This window comes from Nonomuraea sp. PA05 (assembly GCF_008086045.1).
GTDB classification, from domain to species: Bacteria; Actinomycetota; Actinomycetes; order Streptosporangiales; family Streptosporangiaceae; genus Nonomuraea; species Nonomuraea monospora.
On the sequence record NZ_VSEY01000019.1, the window covers coordinates 56,857 to 72,357 of the forward strand.

General features: G+C 71.8%; 19 protein-coding genes. 12 read left to right on the forward strand and 7 right to left on the reverse strand.

Going from position 1 to position 15,501, the window contains the following annotated elements:
- Positions 1–20: 20 nt before the first annotated feature.
- Positions 21–455 carry a Zn-ribbon domain-containing OB-fold protein gene (locus tag FXF51_RS28310; protein ID WP_148437721.1) on the reverse strand — a complete coding sequence of 145 codons (435 nt, stop codon included), beginning with the start codon at positions 453–455 and terminating at the stop codon, positions 21–23.
- On the reverse strand, positions 455–1,618 hold the full coding sequence (locus tag FXF51_RS28315) for a thiolase C-terminal domain-containing protein (RefSeq protein ID WP_262379894.1): 1,164 nt from the start codon (positions 1,616–1,618) through the stop codon (positions 455–457). Before FXF51_RS28315 ends, FXF51_RS28310 begins: the two co-directional genes overlap by 1 nt.
- 139 nt (positions 1,619–1,757) lie before the next feature.
- On the opposite strand from FXF51_RS28315, the gene FXF51_RS28320 reads away from it, so the two are divergent.
- From FXF51_RS28320 to FXF51_RS28350, 7 genes are all read left to right on the forward strand, one after another.
- Positions 1,758–2,372: a flavin reductase family protein gene (locus FXF51_RS28320; RefSeq protein WP_411268385.1), complete on the forward strand. Its 615-nt coding sequence runs from the start codon at positions 1,758–1,760 to the stop codon at positions 2,370–2,372.
- Positions 2,359–3,486: an acyl-CoA dehydrogenase family protein gene (locus FXF51_RS28325; RefSeq protein WP_148437722.1), complete on the forward strand. Its 1,128-nt coding sequence runs from the start codon at positions 2,359–2,361 to the stop codon at positions 3,484–3,486. Before FXF51_RS28320 ends, FXF51_RS28325 begins: the two co-directional genes overlap by 14 nt.
- A 51-nt stretch (positions 3,487–3,537) precedes the next feature.
- Positions 3,538–4,311 (forward strand): SDR family oxidoreductase, encoded by a 774-nt coding sequence (locus tag FXF51_RS28330; RefSeq protein WP_148437723.1) that lies wholly within the window; start codon positions 3,538–3,540, stop codon positions 4,309–4,311.
- A 32-nt stretch (positions 4,312–4,343) separates the two neighbouring features.
- On the forward strand, positions 4,344–4,673 hold the full coding sequence (locus FXF51_RS28335) for a PadR family transcriptional regulator (protein ID WP_262379895.1): 330 nt from the start codon (positions 4,344–4,346) through the stop codon (positions 4,671–4,673).
- Positions 4,670–5,923 carry a hypothetical protein gene (locus tag FXF51_RS28340; protein ID WP_148437724.1) on the forward strand — a complete coding sequence of 418 codons (1,254 nt, stop codon included), beginning with the start codon at positions 4,670–4,672 and terminating at the stop codon, positions 5,921–5,923. The genes FXF51_RS28335 and FXF51_RS28340 overlap by 4 nt, the downstream gene beginning before the upstream one ends.
- Positions 5,924–5,986: 63 nt before the next feature.
- Complete coding sequence (locus FXF51_RS28345; RefSeq protein ID WP_148437725.1) at positions 5,987–7,282, forward strand: DUF2252 domain-containing protein; 1,296 nt, start codon at positions 5,987–5,989, stop codon at positions 7,280–7,282.
- A gap of 41 nt (positions 7,283–7,323) precedes the next feature.
- The gene (locus FXF51_RS28350) at positions 7,324–8,070 is read left to right on the forward strand and encodes an SDR family oxidoreductase (protein WP_148437726.1); all 747 of its coding nucleotides are present in this window, start codon (positions 7,324–7,326) and stop codon (positions 8,068–8,070) included.
- A gap of 30 nt (positions 8,071–8,100) precedes the next feature.
- On the opposite strand, the gene FXF51_RS28355 is transcribed toward FXF51_RS28350, so the two are convergent.
- The 3 genes from FXF51_RS28355 to FXF51_RS28370 form a co-directional block, all read right to left on the reverse strand.
- Complete coding sequence (locus FXF51_RS28355; protein WP_262379896.1) at positions 8,101–8,895, reverse strand: RimK family alpha-L-glutamate ligase; 795 nt, start codon at positions 8,893–8,895, stop codon at positions 8,101–8,103.
- 267 nt (positions 8,896–9,162) lie between these two features.
- A complete protein-coding gene (locus tag FXF51_RS28365) occupies positions 9,163–9,405 on the reverse strand; it encodes a hypothetical protein (protein WP_148437728.1) in 243 nt (80 codons plus the stop codon).
- A gap of 59 nt (positions 9,406–9,464) precedes the next feature.
- Positions 9,465–9,752 (reverse strand): hypothetical protein, encoded by a 288-nt coding sequence (locus FXF51_RS28370; protein WP_148437729.1) that lies wholly within the window; start codon positions 9,750–9,752, stop codon positions 9,465–9,467.
- A 212-nt stretch (positions 9,753–9,964) separates the two neighbouring features.
- Here FXF51_RS28370 and FXF51_RS28375 point away from each other — a divergent pair, with 212 nt between their 5' ends.
- Positions 9,965–10,618 (forward strand): NIPSNAP family protein, encoded by a 654-nt coding sequence (locus tag FXF51_RS28375; protein ID WP_148437730.1) that lies wholly within the window; start codon positions 9,965–9,967, stop codon positions 10,616–10,618.
- 142 nt (positions 10,619–10,760) lie between these two features.
- Here FXF51_RS28375 and FXF51_RS28380 read toward each other — a convergent pair whose 3' ends face one another.
- Positions 10,761–11,564 (reverse strand): SDR family oxidoreductase, encoded by an 804-nt coding sequence (locus FXF51_RS28380; RefSeq protein ID WP_148437731.1) that lies wholly within the window; start codon positions 11,562–11,564, stop codon positions 10,761–10,763.
- 37 nt (positions 11,565–11,601) lie between these two features.
- On the opposite strand from FXF51_RS28380, the gene FXF51_RS28385 reads away from it, so the two are divergent.
- Genes FXF51_RS28385 through FXF51_RS28400 form a run of 4 tightly spaced genes read left to right on the forward strand, consistent with a single transcriptional unit; the run spans position 11,602 to position 14,843 of the window.
- A complete protein-coding gene (locus tag FXF51_RS28385) occupies positions 11,602–12,330 on the forward strand; it encodes an enoyl-CoA hydratase family protein (RefSeq protein ID WP_148437732.1) in 729 nt (242 codons plus the stop codon).
- 11 nt (positions 12,331–12,341) lie between these two features.
- Positions 12,342–13,103 carry a CoA transferase subunit A gene (locus tag FXF51_RS28390; RefSeq protein ID WP_148437877.1) on the forward strand — a complete coding sequence of 254 codons (762 nt, stop codon included), beginning with the start codon at positions 12,342–12,344 and terminating at the stop codon, positions 13,101–13,103.
- Complete coding sequence (locus FXF51_RS28395) at positions 13,090–13,812, forward strand: CoA-transferase subunit beta (protein ID WP_222871508.1); 723 nt, start codon at positions 13,090–13,092, stop codon at positions 13,810–13,812. Before FXF51_RS28390 ends, FXF51_RS28395 begins: the two co-directional genes overlap by 14 nt.
- Positions 13,809–14,843 (forward strand): NAD(P)H-dependent flavin oxidoreductase, encoded by a 1,035-nt coding sequence (locus FXF51_RS28400; protein ID WP_148437734.1) that lies wholly within the window; start codon positions 13,809–13,811, stop codon positions 14,841–14,843. Before FXF51_RS28395 ends, FXF51_RS28400 begins: the two co-directional genes overlap by 4 nt.
- On the opposite strand, the gene FXF51_RS28405 is transcribed toward FXF51_RS28400, so the two are convergent.
- On the reverse strand, positions 14,830–15,501 hold the full coding sequence (locus tag FXF51_RS28405; protein WP_148437735.1) for a pentapeptide repeat-containing protein: 672 nt from the start codon (positions 15,499–15,501) through the stop codon (positions 14,830–14,832). The two genes, FXF51_RS28400 and FXF51_RS28405, sit on opposite strands and share 14 nt — an antisense overlap.

Sequence of the window (15,501 nt, forward strand, 5' to 3'; positions counted from 1 at the left end):
ATCCAATTTCCGGAGCAAGGTCAACCAGCGGGCGGATTTTCACCGGAGTGGAGAGGGCTGAAGCTTTCCGGCATCCAGTCCAGCACGGTCAACTCCTCGTCCACCTGCGTGAACACCCCGCTCACCCGCTCCCCCGCCTCGGGCTGCCGCGCCGCGCGCCAGTTTCCGTACACCAGACAGCCGGGAACGGCCTTCAAACGAACCATTACCACTAGGTATGGATCGCGGAGTCCGGGAACGAAGGGCTGACGGCTGACGATCCAACTCTCAACCTTTCCCTCCGGGGCCACCTCCCGCCAGGTCCACCCCTCCGTACGGCAGGCCGCGCAGAACGCCCGCGGCGGGAACCGGAGAGTGCCGCACGCGTCACATTCCTGGACCGCGAACTCCCGCCTTGCGACCCGCTCCCACCACTCCCCGGAGTCGCGGTCGGGCTCGGGACGGTAACCGGGCATCAGGCTCTCCTCAGGATCAGCGCCGAGGTGGCGGGCAGGATGTAGCCGGGCTGCGCCGTGGACAGCGCCACCTCGGCGCCCGGCACCTGGCGGTCCCCCGCCTCGCCCCTGAGCTGGGAGACGGCCTCGGCGATGTGGTTGACGCCGTGCACGTAGCCCTCCGACAGGAAGCCGCCGTGCGTGTTGACCGGCAGCTCGCCGTCCGGGGCGGTGGCGCCCGAGGCCACGTACGGGCCGCCCTCGCCCTTGGGACAGAAGCCGTAGTCCTCCAGTTGCACGATCACCGAGTAGGTGAAGCAGTCGTACAGCTCGGCCACGTCGATGTCCGGCGGCCCGAGCCCGGCCTGCGCGTACAGACGGGGGGCGAGGGCGGCGGCGGCCGTCACCGTGGGGTCGTCGCACGCCAGGTGGGAGGTGCCGCCGCCCCAGGCCGCGGCCGAGACGAGCACCGGGTGGCGGCGCAGCGAACGGGCGCGCTCGGCCGTGGTGACCACCACGGCGCAGGCCCCGTCGGTCTCCAGGCAGCAGTCCAGGAGGCGGAACGGCTCGGCGATCCACCGGCTGGCGAGGTAGTCGTCGAGGGTGATGGGGTCGCGCATGAGGGCGCGCGGGTTCTTGGCGGCGTTGGCGCGCTGGGTGACGGCCAGGGCGCCGAAGTGCTCGGCCGTGGTGCCGTAGCGCAGCATGTGGGCGCGGGCGTACATGGCGAACTGCTGGGGCGGCGCGACGTACCCGTAGGGGGCCTGGTACTGCACCTCGGGGCTGACCGGCAGGCCCCGCCCGGTGCCGCCCATGCGGAACTCCGAGCGGGCGTTGATGGCCCGGTAGCAGACGACGGTCTCGGCCATTCCGGCGGCTACGGCGAGCGCGGCCTGGCCGACGACCGCGTGGGAGACGCTGCCGCCGCCGAACTGGTCGAGGTGCCAGGACAGGTCGGTCAGCCCCAGCGCGGGGGCGACCAGGGTGGGCGGGGCCGAGTCGCCGACGCGGTGGGTGGCCAGGCCGTCCACCTCGTCCGGGGTCAGCCCGGCGTCCTCCAGCGCGGCGAGCACGGCGCGGCAGGCCAGGGTCAGGGTGCTGACGCCGGAGTTCTTGGAGAAGGGCGTCCAGCCGATGCCGGCGATGGCGGTGCGATCCGGAAATTCAAGCAAGCGCTTGGGCACATACGTCACGGTAGGCAGGCTCTTTCCGGCCTGTCAACGCAGGTCCGGTGGTACGACTTGACACCTTTTCCCGCTTCCCCCTACCGTCCAAGCAAGCGCTTGGTATGATGACTTCGTCGGCGCACCGAGGAGGCGGACCATGAGCACACACGCTGCCCGGCTCATCGCGCCGGACGGCTGCCGCAGCCTTCCGGCGCCCCACCAGCGCAGCAGGATTCGCAACGGAGCCGCCATGCCGACGGGGCAGCCGCACCCAAGCCAGAACGGCCACCTCGACAGCCGCCGTTTCCGGCAGGTGCTCGGCAGGTTCGCCACCGGCGTGGTGGCGATCACCGCCGTCGACCCCATGGACGGGCAACCGTGCGGCCTGGCCGCCAACTCCTTCACCTCCGTCTCCCTGGAGCCGCCCCTCGTGGCGTTCTGCGTCGCCTACACCAGCACGAGCTGGCCCAGGCTGCGCGGTGCCAAGGCGCTCACCGTGAACGTGCTGGCCGAGAGCCAGCAGGCCGTGTGCGCGCAGATGGCGACCAAGGGCGGCGACAAGTTCGCCGGCCTCTCCTGGACGGTCTCCCCCGGCGGCAACCCGGTCCTCGAAGGCGCGCTGGCCTGGCTCGACTGCGCCATCGAGGCCGAGCACCCGGCGGGCGACCACGTGATCGTGGTGGCCCGGGTGCTGCAGCTCGACACGCACGCCGAAGGCGGGCCGCTGGTGTTCTTCCAGGGCGGCTACGGGGGGTTCGTTGAGCCTTCGTGAGGAGGCGCGGGCCTGGCTGGAGGAGAGCCTGAGCGGCGAGTTCGCCGGCGCCAGAGGGCTGGGCGGCCCCGGGCGCGAGCACGAGGCGTACGAGCTGCGGCGGGCCTGGGAACGCCACCTCGGCGCGCACGGCTGGACCTGCCTGGGCTGGCCGCGCCGCTACGGCGGGCGCGCCGCCTCCCTCGACGACCAGGTCGCCTTCCACGAGGAGTACGCCAGAGCGGGCGCCCCCGCCCGGCTCGGCCTCATCGGCGAGGGACTCATCGGCCCCACCGTGCTCGACTTCGGCACCGACGAGCAGAAGGACCGCTTCCTGCCGCCGATCCGGCGTGGCGAGGAGCTGTGGTGCCAGGGCTACTCCGAGCCGGAGGCCGGCTCCGACCTGGCGAACGTCCAGACCAGGGCTCGCCTCGACGGCGGCGACTGGGTGATCACCGGCCAGAAGGTGTGGACGTCGTTCGCGCAGTGGGCCGACTGGTGCTTCGTGCTGTGCCGTACGGAGGAGGGCTCGCGGCGGCATCACGGGCTGTCGTACCTGCTGGTCCCCATGCGCGGGCCCGGGGTCGAGGTCCGGCCGATCGTGCAGCTCACCGGCACCTCCGAGTTCAACGAGGTGTTCTTCGACGGCGCGCGCACGGCGGCGGGCAACATCCTCGGCGCCCCCGGCGACGGGTGGCGGGTCGCCATGGCCACGCTCGGGTACGAGCGCGGCGTCTCCACGCTCGGGCAGCAGATCGGGTTCGCGCGGGAGCTGGACGCGGTCGTCGCCACGGCGAAGCGAACCGGCGCCATCGACGATCCCGTGCTGCGCGACCGGCTCGTCCGGTCGTGGCTGGAGCTGCGTGTCATGCGGCTCAACGCGCTGCGGATGCTCCGGCCCGGCGCCGGGGCCGAGGTGTCGATCGCCAAGCTGTACTGGTCGGAGTGGCACCGCAGGCTGGGCGAGCTGGCGCAGGCCGTCCAGGGCAAGGCCGGGCTGGTCGCGGACGCCGGCGGGGAGCTCGGCGACCTGCAGCGGCTCTACCTGTTCAGCCGGGCGGACACCATCTACGCCGGGTCCAGCGAGATCCAGCGCAATGTCATCGCCGAACGGACACTCGGCCTGCCCCGCTGACCGGCCCCTCACCGATCGGCCCCCGCCTGAACCCGCTGATGGGAGTCGCCCATGTCACCGCCCTACCCCAAGGCCCACGGCCTCCTCGACGGCAAGGTCACGCTGGTCACGGCCGCGGCGGGGGCGGGCATCGGCTACGCCACGGCCAGGCGCTGCGCCGAGGAGGGCGCCACGATCGTCGTCTCGGACAAGCACGAGCGCCGCCTGGCCGCCGCCGCCGAGTCGCTCGCCGAGCTGACGGGCGTCAAACCGCTCGCCGTCCCGTGCGACGTCACCTCGCAGGCCCAGGTGGAGTCGCTGTTCGAGGCGGTGGAGCAGGCGCACGGGCGGCTGGACGTCCTGGTCAACAACGCGGGCCTCGGCGGTACGGCGCCGCTCGCCGAGATGACGGACGAGCAGTGGCACGCCGTCATCGACGTCACCCTGAACGGCACCATGCGCTGCACCAGGCAGGCGCTGCGGCTGATGATCCCCAGGGGCGCCGGCGCCGTCGTCAACAACGCCTCCGTGATCGGCTGGCGAGCCCAGCACGGGCAGGCGCACTACGCGGCGGCCAAGGCGGGGGTGATGGCGCTGACCAGGTGCGTGGCCCTGGAGGCCGCCGGGCACGGGATCCGGGTGAACGCGGTGGCGCCTTCGCTGGCCGTGCATCCGTTCCTGGCCAAGGTGACGAGTGAGGAGCTACTGGCGGAGCTGGCGGCCAAGGAGGCGTTCGGGCGGTCGGCTGAGCCTTGGGAGGTGGCGAACGTGATCGTCTTTCTGGCGAGCGAGTACGCGTCGTACATGACCGGTGAGGTCGTCTCCGTTTCCTCGCAACACCCGTGACGATATCTTGTCTTGCAAGATATGGTGGGTTCATGAATATGACGGAGCCCATGTTCCTGGCGCTCACCGCGCTGGTGGACGAGCCCCGGCACGGATACGGGATCGTCCAGGAGGTCGATCGGCTGTCCGAGGGGCGCGTCCAGCTCAAGATCGGCACGCTGTACGGGGTGCTCGACCGGCTGTCGGCCGGCGGGCTGGTGGTGCTGGATCGTGAGGAGGCGCAGCAGGGGCGGTTGCGGCGCTACTACCGGCTGACGGACGAGGGTGCCGCGGCGTTGCAGGAGGAGGCCTCCAGGATGGCCGCCACCGCCGCCGCGGCCACCACCCGCCTGCGGGCCAGGACGGCGGGAGGCGCCGCATGAGCGAGCAATCGGACGAGCGAGACGGCATGAGCGGGCCTCGTGACGGCGAGCCAGGCCACGCGAACACGCCCCGCGAAGACGCGCCGGACCACGCGAGCGCGTCCCGCGAAGACGCGCCTGACCACGCGAGCGCGTCCCATGGCGGCGAACCGGAGCGCAGGCGCGGGTCCGCCGCCGACGAGGCGGGACGCGTGAGCGGGCGCGACGGTGGCGAGATCGGGCGCGCGAGCGGGCGTGACGGCGGTGAGGCGGAGCGCATGGGTCTGCTGGAGCGGCGTTACCGCTCGGCCCTGCGCCTGCTGCCCGCCTCCTACCGCGCGGGCCGCGAGGAGGAGATGGTGGCCGCGTTCATGGAGGCGTCCGGCGACGCCCCCGACGAGGACGACCCGCGCCCCAGGTGGGGTGAGATCGCCAGCATCCTGTCCCTGTCGGCCCGCGTACGCCTCGGCGCCGCCGGCGCGACCCCCGGCCAGGTGGCACGCGGCGAAGCGGTCCGGCTGTTCGCGCTGCTGGGCATGGGCACGACGGCCGCCTTCTCCATGGCCGACCTGGTCCGCGCCGCCCTGCTCGGTTCCGAGCCCGCGCTCATCGGCGCGCCGGAGTCGGCCGCCCGGCTGGCCTTCATCGGCACGCTGGCGGCGGCCGGCTGCTCGATCGTCGCGTTCGTGACCATCATGCGCGGCCACGTCCGCACCGCGAAGGTGGCGGCGCTGATCAGCCTCGTGCCCTCGCTGACGAGCTTCGCCCTCTCGCTCGCGCTGAACGGATCCGCCGCCATCACGCCACTGCACGACCTGGGCAACCTGGTGTTCCTCCTGGCCCCGCCGCTCGCCCTGCTGATCGGCTTCCACAGCGACGTCACCCCGCACCGCCACTCGTGGCCGCTCACGCTGTCGCCGCTGGCGGCGGGCGCGGCGCTGATGGGCCTGACGATGCTGCTCATCGCGGCGGACGCGCCCGAGCCGATGGGCTACTACCTGTGGCTGGACCACGGCGCGGCGATCCCCGCGTGGGCCGCGGCCTCGGCGGTCGTCCTGGCGCGTGGCGGCTCCCCGGCCTGGTCGCTGGCGTTGTCGGCCGCCGGCCTGGTCCTGCTGGCGATCCGGTTGCCCACGCTGACGAGCCTGCCCGACGTGATGTGGGCGACAGCGGTCGTCCAGTGCGCGCTGCTCGGCACGCTCTCGGTGGCTCTGGCCGGCGCCGGGGCCTGGGCTTTGTCGCGGAACGCCCGCCCCGCGGCCCAACCCTGACTCGCACCTGTCAGGGAAAGATCGGGGTATGCGACAGGGGATTCCGGATCTAGTGTCCGAAACATGGGCACACGCTCCTCATTCCTGCTCGATGTCCTGATGACGGAGTTCGGCGAGTCGATCAAGCGCGACCCCGCGGCGTTCAGGCGCAAGTTCCGGAAGATGGCGGCCTCGCCGTTCGCCTTCTACCGGGGCAGCGCCTGCCTGTTCTACGCGGACATGGTCGGCGCGTACGCCGACGAGTCCTACCTGGACGGCCCGACCAGCAGGGTCTGGATCCACGGCGACCTGCACGCGGAGAACTTCGGCACGTACATGAACGCCTCCGGCGAGCTGGTCTTCAACGTCAACGACTTCGACGAGGCGTACGTGGGGCCGTACGTCTGGGACCTCAAGCGGTTCGCGGCCAGCGTGGCCCTGATCGGGTACGCCAAGGCGCTGTCCGACGACTCGATCAGCGTGCTCGTGACCGACTTCGCCGGCGCGTACCTGGTGGAGCTGGCCGCGATCGCGGCGGGCGGGGACGACGCGATCGGCGCGCTGACGCTGGCCACCACCAGCGGGACGCTGCACCGGGTGCTCCAGCGCGCCCGGCTGAGCACCCGGGTGGCCCTGCTCGACGCCGAGACCGTGATCGACGACTACGACCGGCGTTTCGCGCTCATGGAGGGGCGCGAGCCGGTGGACGCGGCGACGCGGCAGTCGGTGCTGGACGCGTTCGCCGACTACCTGACCACGCTGCCCGTGACGGTCAGCCCCGTCGAGCACGTGATCAAGGACGTGGCGCTGCGCAAGGGCGTGGGGATCGGGTCGGCGGGGCTGCCGTCGTACAACCTGCTGCTCGAAGGGCGTTCGCAGGCGCTGGAGAACGACGTCGTCCTGTACATGAAGCAGGCGGCGGTGCCGGCGGTGGCGCGGCACGTCACCGACGAGAAGGTGGCGTCCTACTTCCGGCACCAGGGGCATCGCACGGCCGAGTCGCAGCGGGCGCTGCAGGCCTACGCCGACCCTTGGCTGGGCTACACGACGCTGCACGGGGTGGGGCAGCTCGTGGCGGAGGTGTCGCCGTACTCGGCCGACCTGGACTGGGACGACGTCAACGAGCCGGACGAGCTGCGCTCGATCATCCAGGATCTGGGGCGGGCGGTGGCGCGGATGCACTCGGTGGCCGACGACGAGTCCAGCCACGATCTCGTGGACTTCTCGACGGAGGAGGCGATCGTGGGGGTGATCGGCGGGGACAGGGCGGGCTTCGTCGGGACGCTGGTGGACTTCGCCCACCGGTACGGGGCGCAGGCCAGGGACGATCACCAGCGCTTCGTGGACCTGTTCCGCAACGGGCGGCTGCCGGGCGTCTGAGAGATGGCGACCGACCAGTCGGTATGGCATGCTTCCAGAACATGACTCTGTTCTCAGTGGAAGGCAAGACCGTCGTCGTCACGGGTGGGTCGCGCGGCATCGGGCGCATGATCGCCGCCGGGTTCGTGGAGGCGGGGGCGACCGTCTACATCTCCGCCCGCAAGACGGCCGAGGTCGAGAAGACGGCCGCCGAGCTGGGCTGCTTCGCCGTTCCCGCCGACCTGTCCACGCCCGAGGGGCTGGAGCGGCTGGTGTCGGCGGTGGACGGCCCCGTGCACGTGCTGGTGAACAACGCGGGCGCGACCTGGGGCGCCCCGCTGGAGGAATATCCGGAGCACGCCTTCGACAAGCTGTGGAACATCAACGTCAAGGGCGTCTTCTACCTGACCCAGCGGTTCCTGCCGCGGCTGAGGGAGGCGGCCGGCGCGGACGACCCGGCCCGCGTGATCAACGTGGGGTCGATCGACGGCATCAAGGTGCCCGCACTGGAGAGCTTCGCCTACTCCTCGACGAAGTCCGCCGTGCACATGCTCACCCGGCACCTGGCCAAGCGTCTGGCCAAGGAGCACATCACGGTCAACGCCATCGCCCCCGGGCCGTTCGACTCGAAGATGATGGCCTTCGCGCTCGACGACCCCGGCACGCGGGAGGTCATCGCGGGCAACGTGCCGCTGGGCCGCATCGGCAGGCCCGACGACATGGCGGGCGCCGCGATCTTCCTGTCGTCGCGGGCGGGGGCGTACCTCACCGGCACGGTCATCCCGGTGGACGGCGGGATCTCCTGCTGATCAGATCAGCCCGGGTCAGATCAGCCCGGATCAGATCAGCTCGCGCAGCGCGGCGGCGAACCGCGCCGGCGCCGCCGGGTCGTAGTTCAGGAAGAGGTACGGCTCGGTCAGCTCCGCCTCGATGACGGCGGGCTCGCCGCCGGGAAGCCGGACCAGGTCGATCCTGGCGTAGAGAAGGACATGGGGTATGGCGGTGAGCACCTTCTCGGCTAGTTCGACCTGGTCCGGGGCTGGGGTGCGGAGCTGCGCCCGCGCGTTGTCGGCGTCCGTCGCCCCCGCGGCGAGCATGGCGCTGCGGCGGACGGCGTGGCTGAGACGGCCGCCGAAGTACAGCAGCGAGGTCTCGCCCTCCGACTCGACCATGTCGAGGTACGGCTGCACCATCGGCGTGCGACCCGCGGCCTCCAACTCCGCCGCCAGTCGTGCGGCCTCGGCGCGGTCGGCGGTGCGGGTGGTGTCGCGGGCGCCGCCGGAGACGGACGGCTTGACGACGTACTCGGGCCAGTCGGGCAGCTCCCGCGCGGACCAGTGGGTGGGCACGATCGGCACGCCCAGGTCACGCAGGTACGTCTTGTCGGTGTTGGATTCGAGCACGGCGTACGGGTTCAGCAGCCTCGTGACGGACTGCACGCGGCGCGCCCAGGCGAGGAACTCCGCGCGCCGCAGGACGTAGTCCCAGACGGAGCGGACGACCACGACGTCGTAGGAGCTCCAGTCGACGGCCGCGTCGTCCCAGCGCTCGACGCACCCCTCGATGCCGGCCTCCCGCCAGGCGGCGAGCATCGGCTCGCGCTCGTCGTCGGTGTCGGCATCAGCACTGGTCACATAGGCACAAAAAGTCACATAGAGATGTTAATGGGGCGCGAGCCGGGCCGTTTCGGACCCGGCTCGCACGCGATCACGGGCGCGCCGCGCGCCGGCGTTCAGTGGTGCCGCAGCGCACCGCGCGCCGGCGTTTAGCGGCGCCGCAGCGCACCGCACTCCGGCGTTCAGCAGTGCCGCAACCCGCCGCACTCCGGCATTCGGCGCCGCAGCGCACCGCACTCCGGCGTTCAGCGGCGCCGCACGCCCGCCCGGTCAACCGGGACGCGTTTAGTCGTGCACGTCGTCGACGACCACGTCACTGCCGTTGGTGCCGGTCACGGAGTTGCCGTTGACGTTGTTGACCCCGGTCGCGCCGTGGCCGTTGACGTTGGCGTTTAGCACGTTGCCGAAGTTGTTGCCCGACTGCGAGGAGTCCCTGTTGGAGCTGGAGTTGCCGGCGTTCGTGTCGGCGTGGGCGGGGGCCGACAGCAAGGTCACGCCCGCCGCGGCGGCGACGACGATACCGGTCATGCAGAGCTTCTTCATCATGTCGATGTCCTTTCCGAATGCTGTGCTCGGACGTCAGCCGGTCAGTCGAAGACGTACGTCACCGCGATGCCGCCGTTGGTGGCGGTCGTGGTGAAGCCGTTGACGTTGTTGACGTTGGTCGAGTAACCCTCGCCGTGGTTGCGGCCGAGGACGTCACCGAAGTTGTTGCCCGACTGGGACGAGTCGCTGTTGCCACTCTGGTTGGCGGACCAGGTGTCACCGGTCAGGGGACCGGCCCAGTCGTCATCAGCGTGAGCGGGAACCGCAAGTAGTGCGCCACCGGCCACCGCCGCCAGCACGGCCGCGACGGCGCACGCCTTTCTGATCACTTCTGCTCCTTCGCCTTCGGGGAAGCTCCCCGGGATGGCGGCGGCCGGGCCCTGACGCACCACCGCTCCCTGGGGCTTCTTTGACCTCAGCGGATCAAGGTCAGTGCGAGCATATAACCTCTCGTGGTCAATTGGTAGCAGTGAGTAGTCAGAACATAGTTCGGAGCTTACGCTGACAGGAGGTGTCAGTGACCCGCCCCTACCGTCGCCGCATGATCCACGAACTACGGCGCTACACCTTGCTGCCGGGCCGCCGGGACACGCTGATCTCGCTGTTCGAGCGGGAGTTCATCGAGACGCAGGAAGCCGCCGGGATGCGCGTCACCGGAAGCTTTCGCGAGGTCGGCGAGCCGGACACCTTCCCCTGGCTGCGCGCCTTCCCCGACATGGCGAGCAGGAAGGCGGCACTGGAGGCCTTCTACGGCGGGCCCGTGTGGCAGGCCAACCGCGACGCGGCCAACGCCACCATGATCGACTCCGATGACGTGCTGCTGCTGCGCCCGGCGGGGCCGGACTTCCCCTCGCAGGAGCGTCCGCCGGTCGGGGCCACCCCGCCGTCGTCACTCTACGTAGCGACCATCTACCACGTTGAGGGGGACGACTTCGCCGAACTCTTCCACCGGAAGGCCAGGCCCGCGCTCGCCGAGGCGAGCGTCGCGCCGGTCGCCTGCCTGGAGACCGAGGACGCGGAGAACACCTTTCCGCGACTGCCCGTGAGGACCGGGGTGCAGGTTTTCGTGTGGTTCGCCCGGTTCGAGACGGCGGAGGAGGAACGGGAGGTGGACCTGCCGATGCTGGAGCACCGCTTCACCGCGCCCACCGAACGACTGCGCCTGCAACCGACGGCCCGCTCAGCCCTGCGGTGACGGCCGCACGGAACTGCGGTGACGGGCCGCGCGGCGTTTCGGTGACGGCCGCACGGAACCGCGGTGACGGGCCGCGCGGCGTTTCGGTGACGGCCGCACGGAACCGCGGTGACGGGCCGCGCGGCGTTTCGGTGACGGCCGTTCAGGAGATCAAGTGCCGCCAGGCGGGGATCTCGCCGCCGCCGTCCACGCGCACCTCGGCGCCCGTCACATAACCGGGCGCGGCCAGCCACAGACAGGCCTGGGCCACGTCGTCAGGCGTGGCCATGCGCCCCGCCGGGATCGCCCTGCCGTCCAGCTCGGAGCGCCCGTTGTAGTGCGCGGCGGCGTCGGGAGTGGCGGCCAGGCCGACGACGACCGTGTTGACCCGGACCAGCGGCGCCCACTCCGCCGCCAGGCAGCGGGCCAGGTGGTGCAGCCCCGCCTTGGCGGCGCCGTACGCGGACGTGCCGGGCGACGGCCGCGCGCCACTGGAGCTGCCGATCATCACCACCGCCCCGCCGGAGTCGGCGAGCAGCGGGTACGCGCGCTGCGCCACCAGCAGCGGCGCCGTCAGGTTGAGCTCGATGACGCGCGCGTGCAGCCGCGGCGAGGTGCCGTCCACCGGGGCGGGCGGCGACCCGCCGGCGTTGTTGACCACCACGTCGAGCCGGCCGAGCCCGCCGATCAGCCGATCGACCTGGTCAGGGTCGCGCACGTCGGCCCGCACGAACCGGTACGCGGCACGCCCGGGCCCGCCGGTACGGGCCGCGACATGCTCGGGCCCGGTACGGGCCGCGGCGTGTTCGGGCCCGGTACGGGCCGCGGCGTGCTCGGGCTCGGTGCGGGCGCAGACGGTCACCTCGGCGCCCGCAGCCTGGAACGCCGCGGCGATGCCCGCGCCGATCCCTCTGGTGCCACCCGTCACCAGGACGGACCTGCCCGTGTAGTCGTAAGTCACGGTCACGTTTGCTACCGTACCAAGCAAGCGTTAGGGAGGTACATTGGGGATCTCACTGCGGGCGGGGCCGATCACCGAAGTGATCATGGATGTGCCGCCGGTGAACGCCCTGCCGGTGCGGGCCTGGGAGGAGCTGGCCCAGGCGGTGCGTCAGGCCGGCGACGACCCCGCGACCAGGGTGGTCGTGCTGAGGGCCGAGGGGCGCGGCTTCAACGCCGGGGTGGACATCAAGGAGATGCGGCAGAGCGAGGGGTTCACCGCCCTCGTCGGGGCCAACCGGGCGTGTCACGCGGCCTTCGCCGCCGTCTACGAGTGCGCGGTCCCCGTCATCGCGGCCGTGCACGGCTACTGCCTGGGCGGCGGCATCGGGCTGGCAGGCAACGCCGACATCGTGGTGGCCGCCGAGGAGGCCTACTTCGGGCTGCCCGAGGTGGACAGGGGCGCGCTGGGCGCGGCCACCCACCTGGCCAGGCTGGTGCCGCAGCACCTTGTCAGGGCCATGGTCTACACGTGCAGAAACGTCACCGCCGCCGAGCTGCACGCGTTCGGCTCGGTGCTGGAGGTGGTGCCGCGCGACAAGCTGCGCGAGGCGGCGCTCCAGGTGGCCGGGCAGATCGCGGCCAAGGACCCGTACGTGATCCGCCGGGCCAAGGAGTCGCTCAACGGCATCGACCCGGTCGACGTCCACCGCAGCTACCGCTTCGAGCAGGGCTTCACCTTCGAGCTGAACCTCATGGGCATCGGTGACGAGCACAGGGAGCGCTTCAGGTGACGGGGAAGGTGATGACGGCCGCGCAGGTGGCCGCCTCGGTGGAGAGCGGGATGACGGTCGGGATAGGCGGCTGGGGCTCGCGCCGCAAGCCGATGGCCCTCGTCCAGGCCCTGGCCGAGTCCCCGGCGAGCGACCTGACGATCGTCTCGTACGGCGGGCCCGACGTCGGCGTGCTCTGCGCGGCGGGAAAGGTGCGCAGGGTGGTGGCCCCGTTCGTCACGCTCGACTCCATCCCCCTGGAGCCCGGCTTCAGGCGGGCCAGGCAGGCGGGGGAGATCGAGTTCACCGAGTACGACGAGGGCATGTTCATGTTCGGGCTGCTGGCGGCGGCCCACCGGCTGCCGTTCCTGCCGACGCGGGCGGGGCTGGGCTCGGACGTGCTGCGGGTCAACCCGGAGCTGCGGACCGTGCGCTCGCCGTACGGGGACGGGGAGGAACTGGTGGCGGTGCCCGCGCTGACCATGGACGTGGCGCTGGTGCACCTCAACAGGGCCGACGCCAGTGGCAACGCCCAGTACCTGGGGCCCGATCCGTACTTCGACGACCTGTACGCCAAGGCGGCCGGGCGGTGTTACGTCTCGTGCGAGCGGCTGGTGGACACGGCGGATCTGCTCAAGGAGGGTCCTGTGCAGTCGTTGCTGATCAGCCGGTCGATGGTGACGGGCGTGGTGGAGGCGCCGGGCGGGGCCGGGTTCACCTCGTGCGAGCCGGACTACGGGCGTGACGAGGCGGCGCAGCGGCGGTACGTGGAGGGCTTCCGTGAGCAGGGCTGACATCTGTGTGGTGGCGTGCGCGGAGGCGTTCAGAGGCGACGGGGAGATCCTGGCGGCCGGCATCGGCGGGGCGATCACGGTGCTGGCGGCGCGGCTGGCGCGGCTGACGTTCGAGCCCGGCCTGCTCACCCACGACGGCGTGTGCCTGCTCACCGGCGACGTGCCGGCGCTCGGGCAGCCGCCTGAGGTGGTGGAGGGGTGGCTGCCGTTCCGCGATCACCTGTGGCTGGTGCTGAACGGGCGGCGGCACGTCATGCTCGGGGCCAGCCAGATCGACCGGTACGGGAACACGAACATCTCCTGCATCGGCGACTGGGCGCGGCCCAAGGCGCAACTGCTCGGGGTGCGCGGCGCGCCGGGGAACACCCGGTGCGATCCGACGAGCTACTGGATCCCCCGGCACTCGAAACGCGTGTTCGTTCCCCAGGTGGACATGGTCAGCGGGCTCGGCACGGATCGGGGTGCGTTCGAGCTGCGGCGGGTGGTGACGGACCTGGCCGTGCTGGACTTCGGGACGGCTGACGGGTCGATGCGCCTGGTGTCGGTGCACCCCGGGGTGAGCGTGGACGACGTGGTGGCGGCCACGGGCTTCGAGCTGCACGACATTTCGGGAAATGTCGCCCAGACCCGGGAGCCGACGGGCGAGGAGCTGCGCGTCCTGGACGGCCTCGACCCCGACCGGCTGCGCGACCGGGAGGTGGCGGCGTGAGGACCGCGCTGACCGCGCTCGTCGGCTGCCGGTACCCGATCGTGCAGACCGGCATGGGGTACGTCGCGGGCGCCCGGCTGGCGGCGGCCACCTCGCAGGCGGGCGGGCTGGGCGTGATCGGCGCGGCCACCATGTCGGTGACCGAGATGCGGGCGGCGATCCGGCGGGTCAAGGAGCGGACGGGCAACCCGTTCGGCGTGAACCTGCGGGCCGACGCCGACGACGCGGCCGAGCGGGTGGAGGTGCTGGTCGCCGAGGGTGTGCGGGTGGCGTCGTTCGCGATGGCGCCGCGCCGTGAGCTGATCGCCCGGCTCAAGGACGCGGGCGTGCTGGTCGTCCCGTCGGTGGGGGCGCGGCGGCACGCGGAGAAGGTGGCAGGGTGGGGCGCGGACGCGGTCATCGTGCAGGGCGGCGAGGGCGGCGGGCACACCGGGCCCGTGGCGACCACGCTGCTGCTGCCGCAGGTGGTGGACGCGGTGGACATCCCGGTGGTCGCGGCGGGCGGGTTCTTCGACGGGCGGGGGCTGGTGGCGGCGCTGGCGTACGGGGCGTGCGGGATCGCGATGGGCACCCGTTTCCTGCTGACCAGCGACTCGCCGGTGCCTGACGAGGTGAAGAAGTTCTACCTGGCGGCGCGGGAGACGGTCGTGACCAGGAACGTGGACGGGGTGCCGCACCGGGTGCTGAGCACGCCGTTCGTGGCCTCGCTCGAACGTGCGCGGCTGGTCAGGGCGGTGGTGAACGGGGCCCGCTTCAAGCGCCTGTCGGGCCTGTCGTGGCGCTCGATGTTGCGCGAGGGGCGCCGGATGCGGCGGGGCAGGGAGCTGAGCTGGGCGCAGGTGCTGCAGGCGGCGAACACTCCGGTGCTGCTGCGGGCGGCCATGGTGGAGGGGCGGGTGGATCTGGGCGTGATGGCCTCGGGTCAGGTGGTGACGGTGCTGGACGACCTGCCGTCCTGCCAGGAGCTGATCGAGCGGGTGATGGCGGAGGCGGAGGCGGCCCTGTCCAGCCTGGGCGTCACAGGACGGTGATGCCGCGCGCCGCGAGGATGGCGTTGGCCTGCGTCTGGTTGATGATCGCCCCCGCGAACGCGCGAAGCTTGTCGTCGCCGGGCTCCCCCAGGTCGGCCCCGCGCAGGTCGGCCTTGGTGAACTTGGTGTTCAGCAGCCGGGTGCCGCGCAGGCGGCAGTCGTCCAGCACGGCCTCGGTGAAGTCGCAGCCCGACAGGTCGGCGTCGTCGAAGCGCACGCCCTCGATGTGCTCCTTGCGCAGCGAGCAGCCGCCGAGGTTGGCCAGCGTCAGGTTGGAGCGGCTCAGCTTGAACCCCGTGCCGCGCGACGCGGTCAGCGCGGCCCCGATCATGCGGCAGCCCGCGAACGAGACGTCCGTCAGCAGCGCCCCGGCGAACTGCGCCGACGACAGGTCCACGTCGGTGAAGGCGGCGTCGATGAGGTCGGCGTCGTTGAACCTGGTGCGCATCCCGCCCCCGCCGGTGAACACCGCGCCGTCGAGGTCGGCCTTGCGGAAGTCGGTCTGCTCCAGCACGCACGACTCGAAGCGCGCCCCGGCCAGCGAGGCGCCCCACAGGTCGGTCTCGGTCAGGTCGCACTCGCGGAACACGTGGATCTCCCCCGGCGGCAGCCGGTCGCCCAGGGCCTTGCGGGACAGATCCTCGCCGTCGAAATTCAC

Coding starts and splice junctions, on each gene's coding strand:
- FXF51_RS28310 (WP_148437721.1), bottom strand. CDS start 455: ATGCCCGGTTACCGTCCCGAGCCCGACCGCGACTCCGGGGAGTGGTGG.
- FXF51_RS28320 (WP_411268385.1), top strand. CDS start 1,758: ATGAGCACACACGCTGCCCGGCTCATCGCGCCGGACGGCTGCCGCAGC.
- FXF51_RS28330 (WP_148437723.1), top strand. CDS start 3,538: ATGTCACCGCCCTACCCCAAGGCCCACGGCCTCCTCGACGGCAAGGTC.
- FXF51_RS28335 (WP_262379895.1), top strand. CDS start 4,344: ATGAATATGACGGAGCCCATGTTCCTGGCGCTCACCGCGCTGGTGGAC.
- FXF51_RS28340 (WP_148437724.1), top strand. CDS start 4,670: ATGAGCGAGCAATCGGACGAGCGAGACGGCATGAGCGGGCCTCGTGAC.
- FXF51_RS28345 (WP_148437725.1), top strand. CDS start 5,987: ATGGGCACACGCTCCTCATTCCTGCTCGATGTCCTGATGACGGAGTTC.
- FXF51_RS28350 (WP_148437726.1), top strand. CDS start 7,324: ATGACTCTGTTCTCAGTGGAAGGCAAGACCGTCGTCGTCACGGGTGGG.
- FXF51_RS28365 (WP_148437728.1), bottom strand. CDS start 9,405: ATGACCGGTATCGTCGTCGCCGCCGCGGCGGGCGTGACCTTGCTGTCG.
- FXF51_RS28375 (WP_148437730.1), top strand. CDS start 9,965: ATGATCCACGAACTACGGCGCTACACCTTGCTGCCGGGCCGCCGGGAC.
- FXF51_RS28390 (WP_148437877.1), top strand. CDS start 12,342: ATGACGGCCGCGCAGGTGGCCGCCTCGGTGGAGAGCGGGATGACGGTC.